21 protein-coding genes and 1 pseudogene are annotated in these 21842 nt (G+C 68.8%); 11 read left to right on the forward strand and 11 right to left on the reverse strand.

Going from position 1 to position 21842, the window contains the following annotated elements:
- The first annotated feature begins 203 nt into the window (after positions 1 to 203).
- Entirely contained in the window at positions 204 to 614 is a 411-nt protein-coding gene (locus tag ACIPSE_RS46920; RefSeq protein ID WP_401676280.1) for a hypothetical protein, read from the forward strand.
- A gap of 459 nt (positions 615 to 1073) precedes the next feature.
- Here the strand turns inward: ACIPSE_RS46920 and ACIPSE_RS46925 are convergent, their stop codons facing one another.
- The 10 genes and pseudogenes from ACIPSE_RS46925 to ACIPSE_RS46970 form a co-directional block, all read right to left on the reverse strand.
- Positions 1074 to 2231: a C40 family peptidase gene (locus ACIPSE_RS46925; protein ID WP_401676282.1), complete on the reverse strand. Its 1158-nt coding sequence runs from the start codon at positions 2229 to 2231 to the stop codon at positions 1074 to 1076.
- A complete protein-coding gene (locus ACIPSE_RS46930) occupies positions 2224 to 4530 on the reverse strand; it encodes a hypothetical protein (RefSeq protein WP_401676284.1) in 2307 nt (768 codons plus the stop codon). Before ACIPSE_RS46930 ends, ACIPSE_RS46925 begins: the two co-directional genes overlap by 8 nt.
- A complete protein-coding gene (locus ACIPSE_RS46935) occupies positions 4527 to 7070 on the reverse strand; it encodes an ATP-binding protein (protein ID WP_401676286.1) in 2544 nt (847 codons plus the stop codon). Before ACIPSE_RS46935 ends, ACIPSE_RS46930 begins: the two co-directional genes overlap by 4 nt.
- Positions 7070 to 7645: a hypothetical protein gene (locus tag ACIPSE_RS46940; RefSeq protein ID WP_401676288.1), complete on the reverse strand. Its 576-nt coding sequence runs from the start codon at positions 7643 to 7645 to the stop codon at positions 7070 to 7072. The genes ACIPSE_RS46935 and ACIPSE_RS46940 overlap by 1 nt, the downstream gene beginning before the upstream one ends.
- Before the next feature lie 14 nt (positions 7646 to 7659).
- On the reverse strand, positions 7660 to 7947 hold the full coding sequence (locus ACIPSE_RS46945; protein WP_401676290.1) for a hypothetical protein: 288 nt from the start codon (positions 7945 to 7947) through the stop codon (positions 7660 to 7662).
- 13 nt (positions 7948 to 7960) lie between these two features.
- On the reverse strand, positions 7961 to 9058 hold the full coding sequence (locus ACIPSE_RS46950; protein WP_401676292.1) for a conjugal transfer protein: 1098 nt from the start codon (positions 9056 to 9058) through the stop codon (positions 7961 to 7963).
- Complete coding sequence (locus ACIPSE_RS46955) at positions 9055 to 9318, reverse strand: hypothetical protein (RefSeq protein WP_401676294.1); 264 nt, start codon at positions 9316 to 9318, stop codon at positions 9055 to 9057. The genes ACIPSE_RS46950 and ACIPSE_RS46955 overlap by 4 nt, the downstream gene beginning before the upstream one ends.
- 35 nt (positions 9319 to 9353) lie before the next feature.
- Positions 9354 to 10244 (reverse strand): hypothetical protein, encoded by an 891-nt coding sequence (locus tag ACIPSE_RS46960; RefSeq protein WP_401676296.1) that lies wholly within the window; start codon positions 10242 to 10244, stop codon positions 9354 to 9356.
- A 1938-nt stretch (positions 10245 to 12182) separates the two neighbouring features.
- Positions 12183 to 12963, reverse strand: a pseudogene (locus tag ACIPSE_RS46965) (DUF2637 domain-containing protein); the annotation flags it as partial.
- Positions 12964 to 13261: 298 nt separating this feature from the next.
- Positions 13262 to 13936, reverse strand: a complete 675-nt coding sequence (locus tag ACIPSE_RS46970; RefSeq protein ID WP_401676298.1) for an HAD family hydrolase — start codon at positions 13934 to 13936, stop codon at positions 13262 to 13264.
- Positions 13937 to 14086: 150 nt separating this feature from the next.
- Here ACIPSE_RS46970 and ACIPSE_RS46975 point away from each other — a divergent pair, with 150 nt between their 5' ends.
- Both ACIPSE_RS46975 and ACIPSE_RS46980 read left to right on the forward strand, forming a co-directional pair.
- Entirely contained in the window at positions 14087 to 15283 is a 1197-nt protein-coding gene (locus ACIPSE_RS46975; protein WP_401676300.1) for a helix-turn-helix domain-containing protein, read from the forward strand.
- Between the two features lie 95 nt (positions 15284 to 15378).
- Positions 15379 to 15741 carry a hypothetical protein gene (locus ACIPSE_RS46980; protein ID WP_401676302.1) on the forward strand — a complete coding sequence of 121 codons (363 nt, stop codon included), beginning with the start codon at positions 15379 to 15381 and terminating at the stop codon, positions 15739 to 15741.
- Between the two features lie 77 nt (positions 15742 to 15818).
- On the opposite strand, the gene ACIPSE_RS46985 is transcribed toward ACIPSE_RS46980, so the two are convergent.
- The gene (locus tag ACIPSE_RS46985; RefSeq protein WP_401676304.1) at positions 15819 to 16583 is read right to left on the reverse strand and encodes a GntR family transcriptional regulator; all 765 of its coding nucleotides are present in this window, start codon (positions 16581 to 16583) and stop codon (positions 15819 to 15821) included.
- A gap of 130 nt (positions 16584 to 16713) precedes the next feature.
- On the opposite strand from ACIPSE_RS46985, the gene ACIPSE_RS46990 reads away from it, so the two are divergent.
- From ACIPSE_RS46990 to ACIPSE_RS47025, 8 genes are all read left to right on the forward strand, one after another.
- Positions 16714 to 17022: a hypothetical protein gene (locus ACIPSE_RS46990; protein ID WP_401676306.1), complete on the forward strand. Its 309-nt coding sequence runs from the start codon at positions 16714 to 16716 to the stop codon at positions 17020 to 17022.
- A 161-nt stretch (positions 17023 to 17183) separates the two neighbouring features.
- Positions 17184 to 17609, forward strand: coding sequence for an ATP-binding protein (locus ACIPSE_RS46995; protein WP_401676308.1), 426 nt, complete (start codon positions 17184 to 17186; stop codon positions 17607 to 17609).
- A complete protein-coding gene (locus ACIPSE_RS47000) occupies positions 17606 to 18145 on the forward strand; it encodes a hypothetical protein (protein ID WP_401676310.1) in 540 nt (179 codons plus the stop codon). Before ACIPSE_RS46995 ends, ACIPSE_RS47000 begins: the two co-directional genes overlap by 4 nt.
- A gap of 51 nt (positions 18146 to 18196) precedes the next feature.
- Positions 18197 to 19747 (forward strand): ATP-binding protein, encoded by a 1551-nt coding sequence (locus tag ACIPSE_RS47005; protein WP_401676312.1) that lies wholly within the window; start codon positions 18197 to 18199, stop codon positions 19745 to 19747.
- Between the two features lie 70 nt (positions 19748 to 19817).
- The gene (locus tag ACIPSE_RS47010) at positions 19818 to 20309 is read left to right on the forward strand and encodes a roadblock/LC7 domain-containing protein (RefSeq protein WP_401676314.1); all 492 of its coding nucleotides are present in this window, start codon (positions 19818 to 19820) and stop codon (positions 20307 to 20309) included.
- Entirely contained in the window at positions 20309 to 20749 is a 441-nt protein-coding gene (locus tag ACIPSE_RS47015; protein WP_401676315.1) for a DUF742 domain-containing protein, read from the forward strand. The genes ACIPSE_RS47010 and ACIPSE_RS47015 overlap by 1 nt, the downstream gene beginning before the upstream one ends.
- Before the next feature lie 46 nt (positions 20750 to 20795).
- Entirely contained in the window at positions 20796 to 21359 is a 564-nt protein-coding gene (locus ACIPSE_RS47020; RefSeq protein WP_401676317.1) for a GTP-binding protein, read from the forward strand.
- Position 21360: 1 nt separating this feature from the next.
- Positions 21361 to 21842 (forward strand): GAF domain-containing protein (locus ACIPSE_RS47025; protein WP_401676319.1); only part of this gene is annotated, 482 nt, incomplete at its 3' end.

The raw sequence follows: 21842 nt of genomic DNA on the forward strand, positions 1-21842 counted from the left end.
CGGGAACTGCAGACCCTCCTCGCCACCTGGACCGGCGCCTGTCCCACCTGCCACCGCGACATACCCACACCCCTACGAACCTGACCAAGCCCTACCAGTTCTCGCGAACAAAGCCACCCGCCCGACTTACACGCTGCAGCCTGAGCACCCGGGACGCGGCGTTGGCCTCCCGGTGAGGGCGCTTTGCAGGGGAAGATCAGTGCGTGATTGATTTCCTCAAGGAGCACCAAGCGCTCATAGTCTTGCTCCTCCCCATCGTGTTCACCTTCGCCGGAGTCTGGCTCGGCACCAAGGTGCAAGCCGGCGGGAATGTCGCGCAGGCCAAGGCTGCGAAGGAAGCAGCGGAAACGGCTGCGGCAGCCACCCTCCAAGCAGTCCGGGAACAGGCCGACCACGCCGCAGCAGCGGCCCACACCGCTGCTCTGCACGAGCAGCGGATCAGCGCAGCAACGAATCTGATCCGCACCGACAGGGCGTTCGGCCGAGTTCTGCACACGATGTTCCGGGAGCCCGACACGGACTCCACGCTTGCCTACGACGACCTTCTCCACGCCTGGGGGTGGTCCAGCTTGTCGCTCCCGTCTCCCTCACCATCGTGTCCACCCGCGTTCTGAATGCGGCGCAGAACCTCCAACGCCTCGCTCGCCAACGAGGTGAGGCGTACCGGCTCTACATGCAGTTGACCGGTGTCAGTGTCTGGTTGTCCGAGTACGACGATGCCCGCCGCGCTGTGGAGGCCCTGGATGCCTACCGTGCTGCGCATGCAGCCGATGCCGTGAACATGATGGAGGTGCACGATGCAGCGTCTACGGCTCTCGACCAGCTCCCGGCCTTGGAGACACAGCAGGCGTCGGCCCTGCTCAGCGACTGTATGGAGCCTGAGATAGGCCCCCTGCTCGACCAGTGCTGGCGGGAGCACGAGGAGGCCATGACTGAATTCGTCAGCTGCGCGCGCCATCCTGAGTGTCAACGACTAGAACGTGTCTCTCAGCCGGACAAGTCCAACGCCAAGTTGATGACAAATCACTTGGACAGTGACGCCTCTATTCGGAACCTGCAAGGCCTTCGGGCAGTTAGGCGATCCTCCGTACGACGAGGATGGTTCCGTGTGTGGCGATCTTTGCTACTTCCACGACGCGGCCTGGGCGCGGGGCGTGTACGAGCAGGCCGTCTCCGATCGCCATGGCCACGTGTTCGGGCCGGGAAGCGGAGCCCTCGGTGAAGACCAGGTCGCCAGGTTGTACGGCGTCTGCAGTTGCGGAGACGGAGCGGCCGTCGTGGATCTGCGTGTAGGTGGTGCGGGTGATCTGGACGCCAGCGACGCCGTAGGCGCGCTGCATGAGCGAGGAGCAGTCGCACCGGCCGGAGCGCTGACTGCCGTGCGGGTTGGTGCAGTTGCCGCCCCATTGATAGGGGGTGCCGAGTTGCTGGAGCGCCCACTGGATCGCCGCTCGGGCTGCGGGCGTGGCGGTGGCGGGGATCTGGTATCCGTCGGGGACGGATCCGGCCGGGATCGCCCCGTACTGTGATCCGTCGCTCTGGCCGCAGGCGAGGATGTTCGCTGTCGTGCCGGTTGCAGCCGGGGTGGATGCCTGGGAGCCCATGGTTGTGGCGATCGCCTGCTGCAGCTGGGTGGCCAGCGTCTCGTCGTCCGCGTAGGCGTCGGGGTAGCCGCTCTTCTGGACCGTTTGCGCGGCGTCGGTCAGCGCCAGGGTCTGCCAGCCGTTCACGGAGTTGAGGGCAGCGTAGAACTTCTTGCTCGCGTACACCGGGTTCATGATCTGCGTGGTGGTGCCCCAGCCCTGTGAGGGGCGCTGCTGGAACAGTCCGAGGGAGTCGCTGTCACCGTGGCTGAGGTTGCGCAGTCCGGACTCTTGCAGGGCGGTGGCGAGGGCGATGATCTGTCCTCGGGCAGGGAAGCCCAACACCATGCCGGTGGCGGTGACGATTTTCGCGAAGTGCACTTGTTCGCCGGATGTGCCGGGCACCCTGATGTCGCGGCTGGCGGTGACCAGGGCGTTGACGTTCTGGGCCAGTTCGGCGGTGTCCGTGTCCAGGCCCGCGGAGCCGACGCCCGCGATGCCTGTGGTGCAGATGCGTTGGGCTTCCGCTTCGTCTTGCTGGGTCTTGGCCAGGGCGGCGACGTGGGCGGCGATCCCCGCCATGAGGATGACCCCGGCCATCAGCATCACGGCGACCGCGCCCAGCCACCTGCTGCGACGTCTACGCATCGCCGGTGGTGCCGTCCGTGCGGCGTGCCAGCTCAGCTTCTTCCAGGCCGGTCAGATGTGCCTCGTACTCGTCGCGGTTGGACCGGTTGGGGTTGAGGCTGCGGCGCGGGCTGGGTGGTGTGCGCCGGATGCCGCGGTCGAGCCGGCGGCGCAGCTGCTGCTGGGAAGCGGATTGCGGGGGCTGGGTCGGCACCGGGTGGCGGGGTCGCCGGGTCGTGCTGGTGGCCGGGCGGGTGCCGACGGGGCGGGCGGTGTAGCTGCCTGGCCGGTTCGAGGGCCGTGGGGGCGGTGCCGGTTGCGGCCTGCCGGTGGGGCGGGGCGGTGAGTGAGGCCGCGGTGGTGCGGTGCTCGGGGGCGTGGGCAGGGCGGGGGTGTGCGGCGCTGGTCCGGTGGCCGTGCCGGGGGTCGAGGTGGGTGCCGGCTGCGGGGAAGGGCGTCTGGAGGGGCGGGCGTTGCGCGGGCGTGAGGTGCCGCCGCGGCCGCGGCTGATGCGGTTGATGAGGGTGGTCGCGCCGAGGGAGCGGGGCATGGAGTAGGCGAGCGCGAGGGCGGGGTTGCCCGTGGCGAGGGCGGTGGTGACGAGGGTGCCGCGGATGAGTCCGCGTGTTGTCTTGCGCCCCAGGTGGGAGGCGGCGAGGGCTGGGGTGGTGCCGGGTGTGAAGATCGAGCCGTGGGTGCCGCCGATGCGGCTGTGGGACAGCTTCGTCTTGAGGTGGTTCGCCATCTGGTGCGTGCGTGTCTGGAGCGTCTTGCGCTTCTTGACGGCGGCGATGCACAGGACGTCCACGGCGAGGAAGCGCAGGGTGAGTTCGTTGCCCCAGTCGGTCTGGGCGGGGTCGAGGGCTGCTTTGAGGATGATGATGAACGCTGCCAGGGAGATGACCGAGATGAGCATCGCGGCCAGGTTGCGCCAGATCGAGGCCACCCAGTCCCACAGGAACGCGCGTCCGGGGCCGGGGATGGTGCCGACGATCAGGGCGGGTTCGCCGCGGATGGCGTCCCAGGCGATGCGGCACTGGGCGATGAGGAAGCTGCTGGCGAGGCCGGAGATGAGGACGGACACGATCATCGCGGCGGCCAGGAGGAAGAGGGAGCCGCCGAGCTTGTCGAGGGAGGCCTTCTTCGCGGCGTTGGTGTCGCCCTTGACGCAGGCCTTCTCGAAGTCGTCCATGGGCGGCCCGCCGTAGTGGTTGAACACCCAGCGGGCGGCCGCGCCGTCCACGGTGATCGCGGTTCCGATGGTGTCGGGCATCAGGTTGTTGAGGGTGGTGCCCTTCTTGACGATGGCGTCGATCTGGCGGTCGTAGACGAGTTGCTCGATCCGTTTCTCGCCGTACTTGGCCGCGCACGCGCCCTCGAAGACCTGCCCGTACTGGAGGAGCATCGCCGGCTTGACGATGAACGCGTCGGTCAGTGCGTCGGTGAGCGGCCGGGACAGGGTGTAGGAGGTGGCGGGGGTGGTGATGTCGTTGGTGGACCAAGGAGTGGTGGGGTCCGCGTCGAGGATGATGTCGGCGGCTTCGAGGGAGAAGCCGCGGGCGGCGGCGATGGCCCCATTGTCCTGGCCGAGCAGGAACTGGGGGGTGGAGGTCAGCACGGTGGTGGTGAGGGCGGCCAGGACGATGGAGAGGGCGGCGTCGCCCCAGCCTTTGGCCCGGTCCCCGAAGAAGATGTGCGCCGTGCACAGCAGGGTCATGACGGCGAGGAACACGCTGGGCAGTCCCAGCTCCATGACGATGCGGGTGTGTACGGAGTTGGCGATCGCCAGGGCCGGGCTCAGCAGCAGTTTGGCCAGGCCGAAGGAGAGGCTCCAGCCGATCAGCCAGCAGCAGAACGCGATCAGCCACTTGGTGACCATGTAGAGGCCCTCGGTCAGGAAGTTCATCATGCCGAGGTCCCAGCGCATGAAGCTGCCGGTGTCGGACTGCACCGTGTACACGCTGATCGGCAGGCCGTTGACGTCGGTGACGTTGAAGACGCCGAGGATGCCGCCCTCGTCGGGCAGCTGCTTGCGCAGGTCCTCCGCGGCTGTGTCCATCAGGGCCGCCTGGGCGGACTTGGACAGTTTCTCGTTCTGTTCCTCCAGGAAGTCCTGCAGGTCTTCGAGTTCTTGCGGTGTCGGCGTGCTGGTGCTGCCGGAGGCCGGGGCGGTGGCGGTGGGAGAGGGAGTCGGCTCGGCGTGCGCGGCCGGTGAGGTGAGCAGGGTCAGCGTCGTCGCGGCGCACGCGGCGACCAGCATGGCGGTGCGGATTCGGGTGCCGCCCAGGGCCCGGGCCCGGATGCGGCTGAGGGTTTTCATGCTGTGGTCCGGTAGTCGCTGGGGGTGGTGTGGATGGCGCGGGCGACCTGGTGGTCGAAGGGGATGAGGACTTTCATCAGCCCGACGCGGCCGGGCAGGTCGCGGTAGAGGCATTCGCCGGCGCGGGCGATGCGCTCGTCTTCCTGCAGGTCGATCGGGGACAGTCCGGCGGTGACCAGGTCGACGAGGTCGGGGTCGGTGGAGTCGACACCGAGGAAGTCGAGACCGCGTGTGGCCAGGACACGGGTGGTCTGCCGGAACATGAGGCGGTGCGGGATCAGGCCGCGGATGATCTGCCCCTTCTCGGAGCCGGCCGGGCCGATGTCGTCGGGGTCGTGGCTTCCGACGTAGGCGGCCGCGTTGTGCTTGCGGCCGTCTCTCATCAGTTCCAGCAGGAGGTCGAGACCCTCGTCGGAGGAGGTGAGGTACCAGCATTCGTCGAAGACGGCGACGGCGAACTCGTCCTTGGAGGCCATGGCCGTCTCGCGGGCGACGGCAGCGATCAGATACATGACGGCGCGGCCCAGCACCTTCTCGAACTCCAGGCGTTCGATGCGGTGGTCGCTGGCGAGCTCGGCCTTCTTGGGCAGTTGGAGGGAGTTGACGGCGAAGACGACCGTGTCGGCGCGGCAGGTGTCGACGACGGGCAGGGTGTCGTCGAAGACGACGGCTGACAGGTCCTTGCGGGCGACGGCCTTGAGCTTGCGGGCCAGGTTGCGGGCTGCGACGTCGTCTTTGCCTTGGCTGGCGAGTTCTTCCATCAGTGACCGCATGGAGGGCTGCGGGGCGGCGAGGACGGCTTCGACGGCCTCCGACAGGGCTATGCCTTCGAGGTCCATGGGCTTGACGCCGAGGAGCAGGGTCAGGAAGCTCTCGCAGAACCGGGCGGCGATCTTCGGGTTGCCGGCGTTGAACAGCCGCAGGGGATCCAGGCTGACTTCGGCTTCCTGGCCGATGCGGATGACCTGGCTGCTGCCCGGGCAAGCCTTCGCGAAGCGGACCCATTCCTCTTCCTTGGTGCGGTCCACGATGACGGCGCGGCCGCGGGACAGGGGCTTGCCCGGCTGGTGGCCGCGGGCGAGGACGTTGTAGACGGCGGCTTTCATGGCGACGGACTTTCCGGCGCCGAGTTCGCCGATTAGGGCCATGCAGGCGGAGGCGTTCTCGCGGGGGCCGCGGGCGGGGTCGACGAGGACGGGGCGGGCGCCGCCGGAGGCGAGCTGCAGGCCGAACAGGCCGCCGCGGTCGTCGCCGAGGGCGCTGCCGCACCAGGGCATGGCGAGAGCGAAGTCGTGGGCGAGCAGGGTCTGGGCGTAGCCGGTCATCACCCGGGGAGCGCGGCAGCCGGGCAGCATGGCCCGCCAGAGGTTGGCCTGCTCCCCCACCGGCCGGGCGAAGGTGTAGTCGCTGGCGCCGAAATCGTGGGCGAGCGCGGCAGCCCGGTCCTGCACGTCGTCGGGGTGGGTGCCCCACACGGCGAGGGTGACCATGACCTGGATCTCGACTTCGCGTGCGGAGGAGGAGATCCGCTCGCGGAACTCGTCGTTGTCGGCCTGGTTCTTGCTGATGGAGGCAGGCGGCCCGGCCGGATCCCCTTCGTATTCGGCGGCCTGGGAGCGCAGGTGCCGCGCCCGCTTGCGGCTCTTGGCTTCAGCTTTGCGGCCGGGGGTGATGACCAGGCGGGCCGCCCAGTCCACCGGGTAGGCCAGGTCGTCCAGCTGCTGCAGGTAGGCGGCGCCGGGCAGCGCAAACGCTTCCGGCATCTCGGCCAGCGCGAGCATCGACTGGTAGGAGTCGCCCCATTCGCTGGACACCTGCAGGAAGCGGCGCTGGAAGGGGTTTCCTGGGGGGCGGCGCGGGCGCTGGAAGTCGGTGCCGCCCTCGGCGAGGAGCATCTCCCCCAGCGCCGCCACGGTGCGGCCGCGGCCGCGGATCGCGGGCTCCGTGCCGTCTGGCAGGAACGGCTCGGAGAGCCCGCGCCGGGCACTGTGTCCGTAGATCCACAGGATCTCGGCTTCGGTGGCGGGCCGCATCGCGACTCCGGTGGGCCAGCGGGCGTGCATCCGTTCCGCCTGCGCGGCGCGGTCGGTGAGCTCGCTTGAGGTGATCGGGGCGGGCATCAGCCCGAGCGCAGTGGACACTTCGGCCCGTGCCGCACGAAACGCTGCGGCGGCCATGTCCTTGTGCGAGGCGGCCGGCAGCGGAACGGCCAGCCAGTCGGTGCGCCCTGTCAGGTCCATCGCCTCGAGCTGGTCGAGGACGGCGTTCCCGAGCTGCTCGTAACGGGGGCTGCGCGCGAGGTCGACGTCGGCGACCATCGCCCGCACGACGGCGATCGGGTCGACCTGGGGGCACAGGCTCAGCAACATCGGCTCCCCGGACAGGGCTTTGAACAGCGACTCAAGTGCTTTCAGGCGGCGCTTCTTCGCCGCTTGCGGGGCGTGGGAGTAGTTGGCGGCCGCGACCCGCCACACCGCCCAGACGGTGCCGGACGTGGTGAAGATCAGGTTCTTGGCGATGTGCCGGATCGGCAGACGCATCAGTTCTCCAGGTCGGTGGGTGCCGTCGGGGTGCGGCGGGCGAGCAGGGCCTGCACCCCGGACGCCATGGGCACAGGGGCTGCCGTCGTCGCCGGAGGCGTCAAGGGCTGGGGGGCCGGGCAGCGGGAATACTGCGTTCGGGCCGGCTCCGGCAGCGGGGCGGTGCCGGAGCCGGCAGCGGTGAGGGTGACGCGGGGCGCGTCGCGTTCGACGCGAGACGGTCGCAGGGGGCGGCCGTGGACGCGGCCCCAGCGGGGGCCGGCGAGCATCAGCGCGACGCTGGCCGCGGCGGCGGCCGGGTTGCGGCCGTCGATGTGCAGGTGCCGCATGACGAAGGCTGCGCTGGCCGGGACGAGGAGCAGGACCAAGACGTCACCTGCGCCGTGCCCGCCCCACACGGTTCGGGACACGATCAGCAGGCCGACCGAGAGGACGATCGCGGCTAGCTGGGTGAGGGTGTACGGGCCGAACGGAAGACGGAAGTTGGGGCCGCCGTTGACGCTGCGGACCACGCCGTGCACGAGGGGAGCGCGCCGGGCCTTGGTGTAGCAGCGCCCGATGAGGTCCTCATCCATATCGGTGGGCGGGTTCACTGATCGCCCTGGACGACCGCGCCGTCCCCGCCGTTGTTGTACTCGTTGATGGTGTCGCTGGTTGTCTCACCGATGGTGTTGATGCTCAGGGACAACCCCAGGACCACCCCGGCGAAGAGGACGGCCATCAGGGTCGGGCCGGGCGACCTCGTCTTGAAGCCGACGACGAGGATGAAGATCCCGCACAGGACCGGGATGAACACCTTGAAGATCAGGGTCTTGAGGTCGGTTCCGAGTCCGGTGCCGATGGTGATCCAGTCGGCAGCGAGGGTGACGGTGTGCATGATGCTCCTTGGGTCAGCGGGTGGGCATGGCAGCGGGGACAGGGGCGCGTTCGGGCACGGCGGGTGCGGGGGCGCCGTCGAGGGAGGCGATCTCCCAGCGGCCCGCTCGGGCCTTGAGGGTCAGTGAGTAGGACAGTGGGACACGGACGGTGTCGTGGCCCGTGGCGCGCACCGAGGCGAGGAGGCGGCATCGGGTTCCGTCCGCGGGAACCGAGGGGATGGACCCGGTGCCCGGGTCGCCTTCGATCTGCAGCTGGTCGACCGTCACGCCGGTGTAGGGAGCCGGGGAGATCGCGGCGATCTGGGTGCCGGGAGCGAGGTAGCGGTCCAGCTCCCCTGTTCCGACCAGGTAGGCGGTCAGGAACTCGGACACCGCCCGGACCCGGGGGTCGGAGCCCGACGCCGCCTGCGCGGGCCCGTAGACCAGATCCGGGGTCTTGATGCGGCCGGGCGCAGCGACTTCGGCTGGCATCGCCAGGGCGGTGTATCCGCTCGCTCCTGCGGCGGCCGAGCCGACCGCGACGGGGACCTGGAAGTAGTGGAGGCTGTCCGCGGCTGCGGCGGAGGGCTGCCCGTCGCCGGTCGTTGCTGTGGGCCGGACCGTCTGCTTGATGTCGGACACGATGCGGGCGGCGACGGTCACCGACCACACGGCAGGGTCGGTCTGCCGCAGCCGTACGACGGTGAGCTGTTCGCCGTGACGGCGTCCGGGCTCGCCGTCCAGCTGGAGTTCACCGGCAGCCGGGTAGTAGTCGGCCAGCTGGTTCTGGTCGCCCTCCCCGGCCCGCAGGTACTGCGCGACAAACAGGCTGGCAAAGCCGGCCGCGCCCTGAGAACCGGTGCCGGTCGACGTGCTCGCAGTCGGCGCCGGATGCGCCACGGCGATCGTCGAGGCCCGCGCGAAGGCGGCGATACCGAGGACGGGGCTGAGGACGATCAGCCCCCAGGCCGCCCAGCGCAGCACGGCACTGCTGTTGGCGCGGGCACCGGTCGACCAGCCGCCGATCCGGTCCTCCGTCGCATCCGGCTCGTCGACGTCCCATTCCTCTGCCTGAACGGGTGCCGGGGGCGGTGCGTCGTGGGCGGGACGGCGGGTCAGTGCGCGCCTCATACAGTGCCTCCAGCCAGGAGGTGATGACCGGCGAGTTCCGCAGCCCGGGCGCGCAGTTCGGCCTCGGGGCGTCCACTCAGCACTTCCAGCGAGGCAAGAACCTTGTCGGCGTCGTCGGTCAGGAAGCTGCGGAGCTTGTCGTAGGTGGAGGCGTCGAAGGGGGTCGCGACGAGGGCGGCGCCCAGGCCGATGAGCAGCCGCTGGGCGCGGGTGACGCGCTCCTCGTCTTCGTCCAGCCGGGTCTTCGTAACGGTGGGCATGCAGGTCTCCGTCTCTCTCGGAATCGGGCGTGGGATCAGGCGGCAGGGCGCAGCCGGGACTTGAGGCGCTCGACGGCGCGGCTACGGCGGCGTCTCCATGCGGCGGCCGTGACGCCGGAGTGGTGCGCGGCCTGCGCATCGGGGACCGGGGTGGTGGTGTAGTGCCAGGCGATGGCCTGCCCGTCGGTGAGGCTGATGGAGCCGTGCTCCATCGCTTCCAGGACGAGTTCGAGGAGTTCGAGGCGCGCACTGCTGGCCTCTGTCTCACCGACAGGATTGGTGGTGAGTCCGGCCGACAGGGCCGCCTCCTGGAGGGCGGCGGCGTGGGCGTGCCCAGCCGGACCGGGAGCGGGATCGACGAGGTCCTCGGTGACGGCGAGATCCTCGCTGTCCGGCTCGCGTTCGGCGGCGAGTTCCCGGCAGACCCGGCTGAGGGTGTCCAGGGCGAGGTTCGCGGCGGGCCGGCCGGGCCGGGTGTGGATGCGACCGGAGCGGGTTACCTCATACAGGGCGGCGATCACCATGTGGCCGACGTCGTCCCAAGAGCGGCCCCCGGTCCCCCGCACCTGTCCCCGCGTCATCCGCACCGCTGCCGGAAGCATGGCCTGGACGATGATCCGTCCGGCGAGCGTGGCCGATCGGTCATGGCCGGTCGCACGGATCAGGAGACTGCGCAACACCGCATCGGTCAGGGCGTCGGACAGCACCCCGTGGGCGGGCCTCAGGGCGGCCAGGAGTTGCTCTGGGCCCAGGGCCTGAACCCAGGCATCGGTCACGGCAGCGATGTCGTCGGCGAGGTGATCGGCCTTCAGCCAGTCGGCGACCGCGTCCCGGACGGACCTGTCCTCGCACAGCTCCGCCCACTCCGCGTCCAAGCGGGCGAAGATCCCACGGGCGGTCGGGGTGATGGTCGGCAGGTCGAGCACGGCACTGACTCCTTTCGGGTTTCCTGCCGTGAACTCTCCTCACCGGGGCATGCCCGAAAGCCTGCCCAAAACCCGAACGATGCAGGTGAGAGGCTTGCCCGTTCCACTTCCCGTTGGGCATGCCCGCAGTGGGCAAGCCTCGATGCGGGGTGGGCAAGCCCAGATGGGCGGACCGGGCAAGCCCTCTGGCACGTGGGCAAGCCGGGTGCTCGGTATGGCGCCCTTCGCCGTGCGCGCGGGCTGATGGATGCGGCTTTCGAAGCCTCGGGATGGTGACCATGACCGATCTGGTGGCGGCGGGCCGTGACCGATCGGGGCGGGTGGACCGCTGTCGATCCCCGCGGTTAGGAGGCATTACGGCGCCCTGTATCGGTCACGGCAGCCGTGACCGATACAGGGCCACCGGTCATGACCGATGACCGGTAGGGAGACCCTCGGTCATCGGTCACAACCCTGAGTCGGTCATGCCCTGCTCCCCCCCCAGCGGCCATCGGTCACGATCTGCAGGCTGCGCATCGGTCACGGCAAGCGATCAGGCCCGCGCCTGAGCCAGCTGTCCAGGTCGCGAAGAGGGCAAGGGGGAAAGCGCGGATGGCCGGCGTGCATGGTCCGGTCCTCGCTGTCCACCGCCGCGGCAAACGCTGGCCACCGATCCGCTCGGGCCAGGGACTCCAGGAAGCCTGGGTCGGGTACTCCGCCTATCTCGGCGCCGTGGGTACGCACACGCTGAGGGCCCGGAGATTCACGTCCGGGCTCGGGTATGCGCAACTGGTGTCCGACTGAGAGATCAGGGATTGCGGACCGAGCGCAGGTGCCCGCGGCCTCGCTCCTGCTGCTGGGCCTTCAGGATCTCCTTGGCCTTGAGAACGTCCCTCTGACCTGTCTTAGGAGACACTGCATTTCGGCGGGCTGCTTCAGCTCCCGAGAAGCGCTTTCCTGCAGCTTCTGCTTCGAGCAGCCACTGGACGACGCGGGCGATCCGCTGATCTTCGGTCAGCTCCTCAACTGGCGTCTCGTCGACCTGCGGGTCGGCGACGCGCGCCGTGGCCTCGCCGGTGTCCGTCACCGTTGCCTCCCACACGCCCGGATCCGGATCCCCGTTAGCGGCCCCTGAGACCGGTGAGGCTGATAGGTCAAGAGCAGTCTGTCGCGGGAGCAGGTCGTCGGCCGCGGACGCGCGCGGAACCCCCGCCGCGGCATCCGTCGCCCCGGGCCCGTCTCCGGACGGATTCATTCCGAGGTTCCGGGCTGCCTGCTGGTGCTCGGCAGGCGTGGTCGCCAGCGGATCGGCAGCGGTCTGCACGGCGGGCCCCGCAACGGCTGAATCTGCGGTGGTCTCCTGCGCGTCAGGGGCCTGCGCCACAGCGTCCTGTTCCCTATCAACCGTCGCTCCGCCAGTGGCGGTGCTGATCGGGTCGACACCGCCGAACTCGCGCTGCTGGAAGCCCTCGACGAAGCTCTTCAGGGCGTCGCCGGTGATGGGCGTGCCTTGGTTGTCGGTGAGACCGTCCCGCTCGTAGACGTAGGCCGCAAGCGCTGCGGCATCGGGATGGACTCCGAATTCCTGTGCGTAGGCGCTCCACGCGCCATAGAAGTAGTCGTCCCAGGAGGCGTCCGCCGGTTGCTGCTCCGCATCGGTCGGCTCGGATGCCGCGCCATAGCGCTGGGTGAGGACATCAAGGAGGGGCTGCAACTGCGCCTCAGTGAGGAGTCCGCCTGCGGCTGTGGTGATGCCGTGGTCCTGGAGCCAGTAGGCGAACTGGGCCACGGTGGGCTGGGTCTGGAAGTTGGCAATCCACGCCTGGTAGGCCGCGGCGAACCCCTCGGTCTCGTCCGGCCACGCTCCCCCGTCTGCCACTCCCCCATGCTCAGGCACTGCAGAGGCCCTGGTGTCGATGTCACCTCCGCCCGTCTGCTTCACGGCGCCCACGCCAGCAGAGGCAGGCTCCGGGATGGGTGCGGCCTCGACGGCCGGGAGCGCCACCGGTGCCTCGACCTCCGCGCGGGCCGGGGCCGGGGGCGGGGGCAGCAGCGCCGGTTCGATGCCGGCGGCGGCGAGGCCCGCCGGGGCCGTCTCCGCCAGGGGGACACCGTAGCGGGCCAGGCGCAGCGGCATCAGGGACTCCACCGGGGCCTTGCGGCGCCAGGCGCGGCCGAAGCGGGAGTGCAGGCGGGCCTGGTAGATGAGGCGGTCCTGCTCCAGCTTGATGACCTGCTCGTAGGAGCGCAGCTCCCACAGCTTCATCCGGCGCCAGAGGAGGAAGGTGGGCACGGGGGAGAGCAGCCAGCGGGTGAGCCGGACGCCCTCCATGTGCTTGTCGGCCGTGATGTCCGCGATCCGCCCGATCGCGTGCCGGGCTGCCTCGACGGCGACCACGAACAGGATCGGGATCACCGCGTGCATGCCCACGCCGAGCGGGTCCGGCCAGGCCGCCGCGCCGTTGAAGGCGATCGTGGCGGCCGTCAGCAGCCACGCCGTCTGGCGCAGCAGCGGGAAGGGGATCCGGATCCAGGTCAGCAGGAGGTCCAGCGCGAGCAGCACACAGATGCCCGCGTCGATACCGATCGGGAAGACGTAACTGAAGTTCCCGAAGCCCTTTTTGATGGCGAGTTCACGGACCGCCGCGTACGACCCGGCGAAGCCGATACCGGCGATGACCACAGCTCCGAACACCACGGCACCGATCAGGACCCGGTGTGCCCGGGTCAGCTGAGGTATCCGCCCTGTCCCCGCAGCCACGCCCCACTCCCCCACTTCAGCCTCAGAATTGAACAGCTCCCACACTTTCACGATGTGCACGACGGTGTGAGACCGGTGGGGCCTCTTGCCAGCCCTGCTCCCGCGTTTGGCCAGAAACGCTCCGGCACTGTGCCTTCGACGCGATGGCTGACTGCGCAGGGAGGTGCATCCAGGACGCGGGCATATGCGCGAGCAAATTTGCAGATCCGGCACCGTTGACACGGAGATGATCGCGGGGCTGGGTTGGACGGTGGGGACGGAAACTTACGAGGAGCCGTTAACTACCTTGGCCACGTGCAAGCTTCATGAGCAACTCCGTGTTGTTCAGGTCTGACAGCACAGCTTCTGCTCCAGCAGCCCGGAGTGCGGCCTCACTACTATGTCCAGACGCAACCGCAATCACCCGTATCCCATTGGCATGTGCCCCTTCTACATCAGCCGGAGTGTCGCCGATCAGCACTGCCTCCTCCGGTGCTACGCGGGAGCGGTGCAGGGCAAGCCTGACGAGCTCGGAGCGGGCGTCGTCGTCATCGCCGTACGCGCCACACTCCCAGAGCATGTGTCTGTCAAGGCCGAATACCTGCAGTTTGATCTCTGCGACCGGGCGGATATTGCCCGAGACCACCGTCTGCCGGATCCCATCTGCGTCGAGGGTGCCAAGTGCGGCAGCCGCACCGGGTAGAGCATGACCGCGTTCGCGCAGTTCGGCGGCGTGCCTCAGATGCCCTTCCGTCAGGGCGCGAGCGAAGCGCTCGAAGTCGGCACGTGTCGTGCTCAATCCATGCAGTGTCGCGGTCTCACGGAAGATGACGGGTTCCGTAATGCCGTCAATCTTCGCCTGCTCACGCATGACCTGTCCTGTGGTCTGCAAAAAGGCCGCTGCGGAGAGCTCACGTCCAACGCCCCGTGTGTCGATCAGAGTGTGGTCGATGTCCCAGAGAACCATTTGCATCGTGCCTCCCATCTCACCACCCGCCATCGGGACCGTGGGGTCGCCCCAAAGTGTGCGACCCGCGCACAGCGTGGAGCACTGCGTCCTACGCTGACGTTACGAGACACAATCGGGGAAGGGGACGTAGCGGTGATCTCACCAAGGTTGCCCGTGGGTGAGAGGGTCAAGCACTACCGGCGGAAGAATGGCAACCGAACTCAGGCAGCCATCGCAGGACTGTGCGGCATCACCGAGCGCTATCTCCAGCAGATCGAGGCCGGCCGCAAGACGCCCTCTACCGAGGTTCTCGCTCGTCTCGCCCGCGAACTGGGGGTGCCGGTAGGAGCGTTGCTCACCGTTGAGAGCGTCAAGGAGTCATCGGCTCCGCTCACTGCGGCCCCCGCGGTGACCCGCGCGCTCATGGGCTACGACAACCAATCTGGCGACTCGGTTCTCGCAAGCCCTTCAGAGCTTCGGGAGCGGGTCGAGCAGGCTTGGCGGCTATGGCAATCGTCGAAGGATCGCTTCACCGCCTCAGCCCTCGTCCTCCCCAGCCTGATCACTGACGTCGAGCATGCATTGCGGGTCCACCGAACCGGATCCGACGCCCAAGCGCGACGCGAAGTCCTTCGCGTCGCTGCAGATTTGTACGGGCTCCTGCGGTCGTACTGCCGTCGCGGCGGACGCCTAGACCTCTCCCTCATGGTCGCCGATCGAGCAATACGAGCTGCCGAAGATGCTGACGACCCTGTCCGTATCGCCACAGCGCAGTGGAATCTCGGTCACGTGTTCCTCTCTCACAGCGAGCCAGGTGCCGTGGAGGAGGCTAAGGAGATCGCGCTCCGTGCAGTTGATCAGTTGCGGTGCGGGCCTAGGACTGCTGAGACAAGAGCTGTTGAGGGAGCGCTCGAACTGGTTGCAGTGGTTTCGGATGCTCGGTGCCGCCGCTGGTGGGAGGCACGGGAGAGGCTGGAACAGCGCGCTGCCCCGCTCGCAGAGCAGATCGGTGAGGGCAATGTTCAGTGGACGGTGTTTGGACCGACCAATGTTGCCATGCACGCGATGAGCATCGAGATGCTCGCCGGCGATGCATCAGAAGGATTGCGCGTTGCCGACCGGATCGACACACACAGCTTGCCAAGCCGTGAGCGTCAGTTCACCTTCAGCCTGGAGCTGGCCAGGTGTCACGATCTACGCGGAGAGGATGCTGCGGTCCTCGTCCATTTGCTGGATCTTGAGGACATCGCGCCCGAGGATCTGGCACGCAGTCCACTTGCCGTCGAAATAGTCCTGGACCTCCACAAGCGCGTGCGTCCCACCTTCAGGCACCAGGTCGACGGACTCGTCCAGCGTCTCCAGCTCATCTGACGCGAACTCATAGGCCGCCCGAACTCTCAGTTCGGGTCCCGCCCCGGTCCCGGCCGTACCTTCGCAGGACAGTGCAGCGAAGGACTGGGCGAAACATGGGCAACGATGCGAAAGAGATGCTGACCGCAGCCGGTCTACGGCTCGTGCCCGTTGGCGTCGAATGGGACGCCGTGAAGGTACAACGGCACCTCGGCATACGCGCGATCGAACTGATCGATGACCCCGGCGCCGTCGCTGTGGACCCGACTCGCCCCGAACCAGTGCTGTACTTCTTCGTCCCCGCTGGCAGCGCCGCACTCTGGGATGTTCCCGAGACGCAGGCACTCGGCACGAATTCACACATGGTCCTGCCTCAGGAGTACAGGCATGCGCCGCCCGGTCCGTACTGGCTGATTCCTCAAAAGCGCGGACTCACAGCAGTTGCAGCGCTGCAGCGAGCACTTGAAGCAGTGAAATGAACGCAGATCACGGCGGTGGTGTACCCGCTCGGACTGCCCACCACCCAAGGCTCGCTCTTGCCATGGACCGCTGGCGGCTAGGGCGCCTCAACACTGAATTCGTAAGCAATCTCCCAGCGGTCGGCAGGGACGACGATGTCGGCGGTCTCGACGGGGCGGCCAGAGTCGTCGTAGTAGGTGCGCTCGATGAGCATGACCTGGTCTCCGGTGTTAATGCCGAGCAGATTGGCCTGCTCTGGGGTGGCACGCCCAGGCCGCGGGATCTCCAGCGCGCTCTTGATGTGGATCCCGATGGACCGCATGCGCTCGACAACCCCCTGGCCGGCCAAGGGCCCCATTTCGGGCAGGAGGATAGGCGTGTCAGCAGTGATACTCATGGGCTCCCAACTGGTGGCGAGCTGAACAGGGTGGCCGTCAGCCAGGAACTCGTAGTCCGTTCGCACGCAGGCATCACCAGGGTTGATGCCCAGGCGGTGGCCGATGCCCTCAGGGGCAGGGGTACGGGCCTGAGAGTTGGCTTCCCAGGAAGCTGCGCGGCCGAGGTCGCTCATGTCGGCGCGGAAAGGGCTCGTGCCGCGGCGCTCACGGTGGCGGGAGCGGATCATCCGGCGGCGCTCGCGGGGCTGGGCAGCGTACGTGCCCGATCCAGCGCGACCTTCGAGAAGCCCTTCAGCGATCAGGCGCTCCTGCGCCTTCTGCAGGACATTCGTACCGACGCCGTAGTCGCGAGCGAGTTGAGCACGTGAGGGGAGCTTGGCGCCAGCGGACCATTCTCCGGCTTCGAGTCTGCGGCGGATGTCCGCCGCGACGACCTGGTACGGGGCGTGTGCGTCGTGGCCCATGTGCGGACTCCGTACTGGTCGAGGCTGGTCAACTGCCTTTTTCCTGATCTCGATTGACAATTTAATGCATCAGGTTCAAGCTAATGCATCAGAAGCACGTTACGTGACCGGCCGTTTACGAGGGAGTCCCGTGAGTGCGCCAAACACCAGGGCCATCTCAATCGCCTCCCTGCTCACCACCGCACTGACCCCAAGCACAGAAGAAGGCGACTCTGCCCTCGTCCACGTCGAGGACACGGGCGCCGTCATCCGCGTATGGACTCACGTGCCGACCGGCTTCAACGAAGCCACCCGCCTCCATGTCCTCGACTTCCTCATGAGCCACGCCGACCGCTTCGGACATGAGGCCCGCCGCAGTGGCTCCTCCGTCTTGTGGGCCGAGATCGACCAGGCACCGATGTCTCATCCAGCAGCCAGCAAACCGGAGGAAGCTCCGTGACCCCGCCCCCACCCGGCCAGAGCAAACCTCTCATCTGGCAGCCACTCCGCCCGTCGTCACAGGTAAGCCGCCCGCACTGTCACGGAATAGCGCATCAGCACCCTGCGATTCGCAGCAGCGCATCGCCCGCCCCTTCCCTCCTCGCCCGCGACAGCGTGGTGGTGTGTGAGCGGTTCAAGGTCGAACCGCGCTGTGGCACGCGCCCGCCCTGCGGTGACGACGCGCGTCTCGTCGGTGGCGCGCGCCGCGTGGCTGCCGCGCGGCTTGAAGAGTGCGGGATAGGTGTTCTGGTGGATGAGGCGCTGCTGGTTGTCTCGGAGTTGCTCACCAACGCGTTGGTGCACAGCGGTACCAGCGAGGTCTCCCTGGTCCTGGCGGTCCGTGACGGCTTCTTGGTGATCACCGTCGTGGACGGTATGCCGGGTGCGGCGCAGCTCAAAGAGGCCGGGGATGATGCCGAGTCGGGGCGTGGCCTTGAGCTCGTTGCGGCCGTGGCCAAGGCGTGCGGCGGGACCTGGGGAACCAGGGATGCGGGTGCGGAGACCTGGTGCCGCCTCGCCTTACCGGCCGCGGAGGCACAGCAATGAGCATCCGTGAGCCGGCCCATGGGCCTTCACCCGATGACGGACCGCCGCGTGAGGCGTGCAGCGGCCGACAGGAGGCTGCGACAACGCCGTTGCCGTTGCGGCTGCAGGTCGAGCCTGCTTTCACCTGGAGTGTGTCGCTGGTGGCGAGTGCGGCGTGTGGTCTGCTGGCGCGGCAGCGGGTCCGGCCGGCGCTGACGATGGCCCGCTGGGAAGGGAATGTTGATATCGCTGCCCGTGTTGCCGACAAGCTCGTGGACAACGCCCTCGTTCACGGTGAGCCGTTCGGCGACGGCACGGTCACCTTGCGTCTGATCATCGACGCTACGACCCGTGAGCTGCTCATCGAGGTCGATGACGCGCTTCCCGACTTCCCCGGCTTCGCCGCTGTCGCCAACCAGAGCAGCACGCTCCGTGGCACGCCCCGGGGTCCGTGGTGGGTGGCGCACTACCAGGGCCGCCTGTCCTGGGACGTGATCAAGACCGAGGACGGCCGGCTCTCGGGCAAGACCGTGCAGGCCATCCTTCCCGTCACCTGATCACGCGTCCCAGTACGTCCTTCCCTTGCTGAACCCGACTTTGAGGAACTCATGTCTTCCCCCCAGCTCCGTCCTCAGCCCCGCCGGGCCTCCCCCGCACACCGCAGGAAGAAGCGCCGCACGCCCGGGGACGGGTTCGTCGCCGAACAGATACGTGCCGCGGTGCTCACCCCGCTGCTGATCGTGCTGGCTGTCCTGGTCGGTGCTGTCATCGCCTGGCTGGCCTTTCCGGTCTCGGCCGGCGCGTTACTGGCCGCGTTAGCCACGGGGCTCTGCGCCGCCCTCGCCATGGGAGCTGTGCGGGCACGGTCGACGGCCCGGGCCGTTCGGCGGGCGTATGCGGGCGAGGTGCAGCGGGTGGTGGAAGCGGCCACCGCGGTGGACAAGCTGGTGGCCTGGTCGGCGGAGGAACTGCTGCGGGGCGGCACCGTCTCCCTGCCCGACACCGCCCCGGCCCCGGCCCCGGGCGGGACGGGTCTTGCGGATGAGGCGGTGGCGCAGCTCGCGGAGCTGCAGGTGCAGGCGGTCGCCGCTCTGATGCGTGTGCATGACGAGTCGCAGCCTGCGGTGCTGCTGTCGATGCTGCACCAGTTCGCACGCCGCGAACACGCCCTGGTCGCCCGCGCGTTGGAGAAACTGGACCGGCTGCAGGAGTCGACCGAGGACCCGGATCAGCTGGAGCTGCTGTTCGCGCTGGATCATCTGGTGACGCGGTTGCGGCGGTGGGTGGAGAGCAAGGCCGTGGTCGCCGGGGAGTCACTGCGCAGCGCGCGGGAGCCGGTGAGTGTGATGCAGGTGCTGCGGGGTGCGAACCAGGAGATCCTGCACTACGCCCGGGTGACCGTAGCCGCCGGAACGGTGGGTGTGGAGGTGGGCCTGCCCCGGCATGTGGGGCCGGACCTCACCCATCTGCTGGCCGAACTGATCGAGAACGCCACCCACTTCTCCGACTCCACCACGAAAGTCCAGGTGCGGGCGCAGAAGGTGGCCACCGGCCTGGCCATCGAGATCGAGGACCGTGTCGCCATCCCCATGCGGCCCGGTGACCGGGTCCGCTGGAACCGTCTGCTGGCAGGACCCGATCAGATGGACGTGGGCGCTCTGGTCAGCGCGGGCCGGATCGGTCTGCTCACCGCGGCACGGATCGCGCAACGCCACGGCATCTCGGTGCAGTTGGCGGAGAACCCGACCGGCGGCACCACCGCCCTGGTAGTCGTCCCCGCCAGACTGCTGGTGGCACTGACACCTCCCACCACCCACGTCTCGCGCCCCGCGCCACCCACCCAGCCCGACCACCCGTCGGCTACGTCGGCGGTACGGGTGGGAGTAGAGCAGCCGGCCACGGTGCCGCAGCAGCCGGCGCAGGCCTCCGCTCCGGACGGCGCTGTCGCTGGGCCGCCGTTGCCTCGCCGTCAGGTCCCTACGCAGGACGAGGCGCCGTCCCCAGCAGCTCCGGCTCAGATACGGGCTGCGGCAACTCGTCCGCGCTACGGCCTGGCCGACGCCTTCAGAGGCGCCATCGCAACCGACCGCACCGCCCCTACCTCCGCGCCGGGCAGGCCACCAGCCGCCGCGCCCGTGACGCCTGCCCGCCAGCAGTGACAACGCCGTTCCGGTCCGTCGCGTGATCGCGGCCGGCCCTTCCCGATTCGTTGTAGGAGACCGATTTCTGATGACCGACGACCACGGTGGCCAGACCATGACCACCGCCGCGTCCAGCAGCACCTCCGTCCCCGCCCAGGAGCAGATGGCCGGCCTCCTGGTGGACTTCGTCGAGCAGGTGCCGGGAGTCACCCACGCACTGCTCATCTCCCGGGACGCGCTCCGCCTCGTCGACAGCGGCTTCTCGAAAACCTGGGCCGACACCTGGGCCGCGACCCTCGGCACACTGGCCTCGCTGTGCGAGAACATCCCCGGCCCTCGCGGTGACAAGGGTCCGTTGCAGCAGGTCGTGATCGAGCGTGAGGACGCGCTGATCTTCGCGACGATCGGCGGAACCAGCGCCGCTTTCCCCCACCAGCCCGGGAACACGGCGGGCGTGGTCGACACCGTGCTGGCGGTGATCGCCGAGCCGACGGCGAACGCGGGCACGGTGGGCTACGAGATGGGTCAGCTCGTGGACCGGTTCGCCCCCTACATGGTCGCGGCCATCCGCACCGCCTGATGAACACCCCGAGCAGGACCCCACCCCCAGGATCCGGAGAGTCGGGCGGTGCGTTCGTCCGGCCCTACGCACTGACCCGCGGACGGGTCCGCGCCCGGCACCGGCTCAGCCCCGACACCCTCCTCCACGCCGGCCCCGGCAGAGCGGGACCAGGGCTGGGCGAGGGCGAGTACCTGCACCTCGCGGCCTTGTGCCGGGAGCGGCACCGGTCCGTCGCGGAACTCGCCGGCACCCTGCACGTTCCGCTCACCCTGGCCCGGGTGCTGATCTCCGACCTCATCGACGCCCGCGTCCTGGTCCTGACCCTCACCCACGCCTACACCCCCGCCGACCCCCTCTCCGGGGCCGGGGCCGGGGGCCGTCCCACCGAACAGCTCCTGGAGGCACTGCGTGCCGGTCTCATCCGCAAGTGGTCCGATGCCGCACCCAAAGCCAGCTGACCCGCGCGACCCGGCGGCACCCCCGCGTGCCGCGGGCGGTCCGGCAGTGCTGAAGATCCTGGTCACCGGAGGGTTCGGAGTCGGCAAGACCACGGCGATCGGTGCGGTCAGTGAGATCGAACCGGTCTCCACCGAGGAGTACCTCACCCAGGACAGCGCCTGGTGCGACAGCCTGGACGGGATCGAGGCCAAAACAACCACCACGGTGGCCTTCGACTTCGGGCGGATCACCTTCGAGGTGCCCCTGCCCATCGAGCTGATGCTGTTCGGCACCCCCGGCCAGGACCGCTTCCGCGACCTGTGGGACGACCTCGCCCGCGGCGCCGTCGGCATCGTCGTCCTGGCCGACACCCGCCGCCTGGACTCCAGCTTCCCCGCCATCACCTTCAGCGAACGCACCCAACTGCCCTTCCTCATAGCCGTCAACGAGTTCGACCACGCCCACCGCTACCCCCTCACCGACATCCGCCAGGCCCTCGCCCTGCCCCCGCACGTCCCCGTCGTCACCTGCGACGCCCGCGACCCCGCCTCCATCGGCACCGTCCTGATCCACCTCGTCGACCACGCCCTGACCCCCCAGCCGGCCCACCCCACCACCCTGGAAGCCTGAGATGACCCACCACCCCACCCACGCACCCACGCCCACCCACAGGCCCACCGGCTTACCCACCGGCATCACCGAGCCCGGAGTGATCGTCCCGCGCAGCAACACCATCCGCCCAGGCCAGGAGACCGTCAGCGCGGCCCAGGCCCGTGAGCTCGCCGAACGGGAGACCCGTGAGGACCTCCTCGCGCGCCTGGGCGTGCCGGTCGGGCCGGATGACGGGATGGATCAGTTCGCCGACCACATCGCCGAGGCGACCGGCATGCTCTACGGCTTCGTCAACATCTTCCGCGGCGAGCAGACCTTCGTCGGCCTGCACAACCCACCCCCCGAAACCGGCCTGCTGATCCTGGACCGCACCATGAGCCTGGAACACGGCTGGTGCCCCGCCGTCGTCAGACGCCGCAGGGCCCTGCCCCTGTGGGACGTCCACGCCAGCCCGCAGTTCTCCGGCAACCTCGTCGTCGACATGGTCGGCATCCGCTCCTA

The sequence above is a fragment of the Streptomyces sp. NPDC090106 genome (assembly GCF_044747265.1).
Lineage (GTDB): Bacteria > Actinomycetota > Actinomycetes > Streptomycetales > Streptomycetaceae > Streptomyces.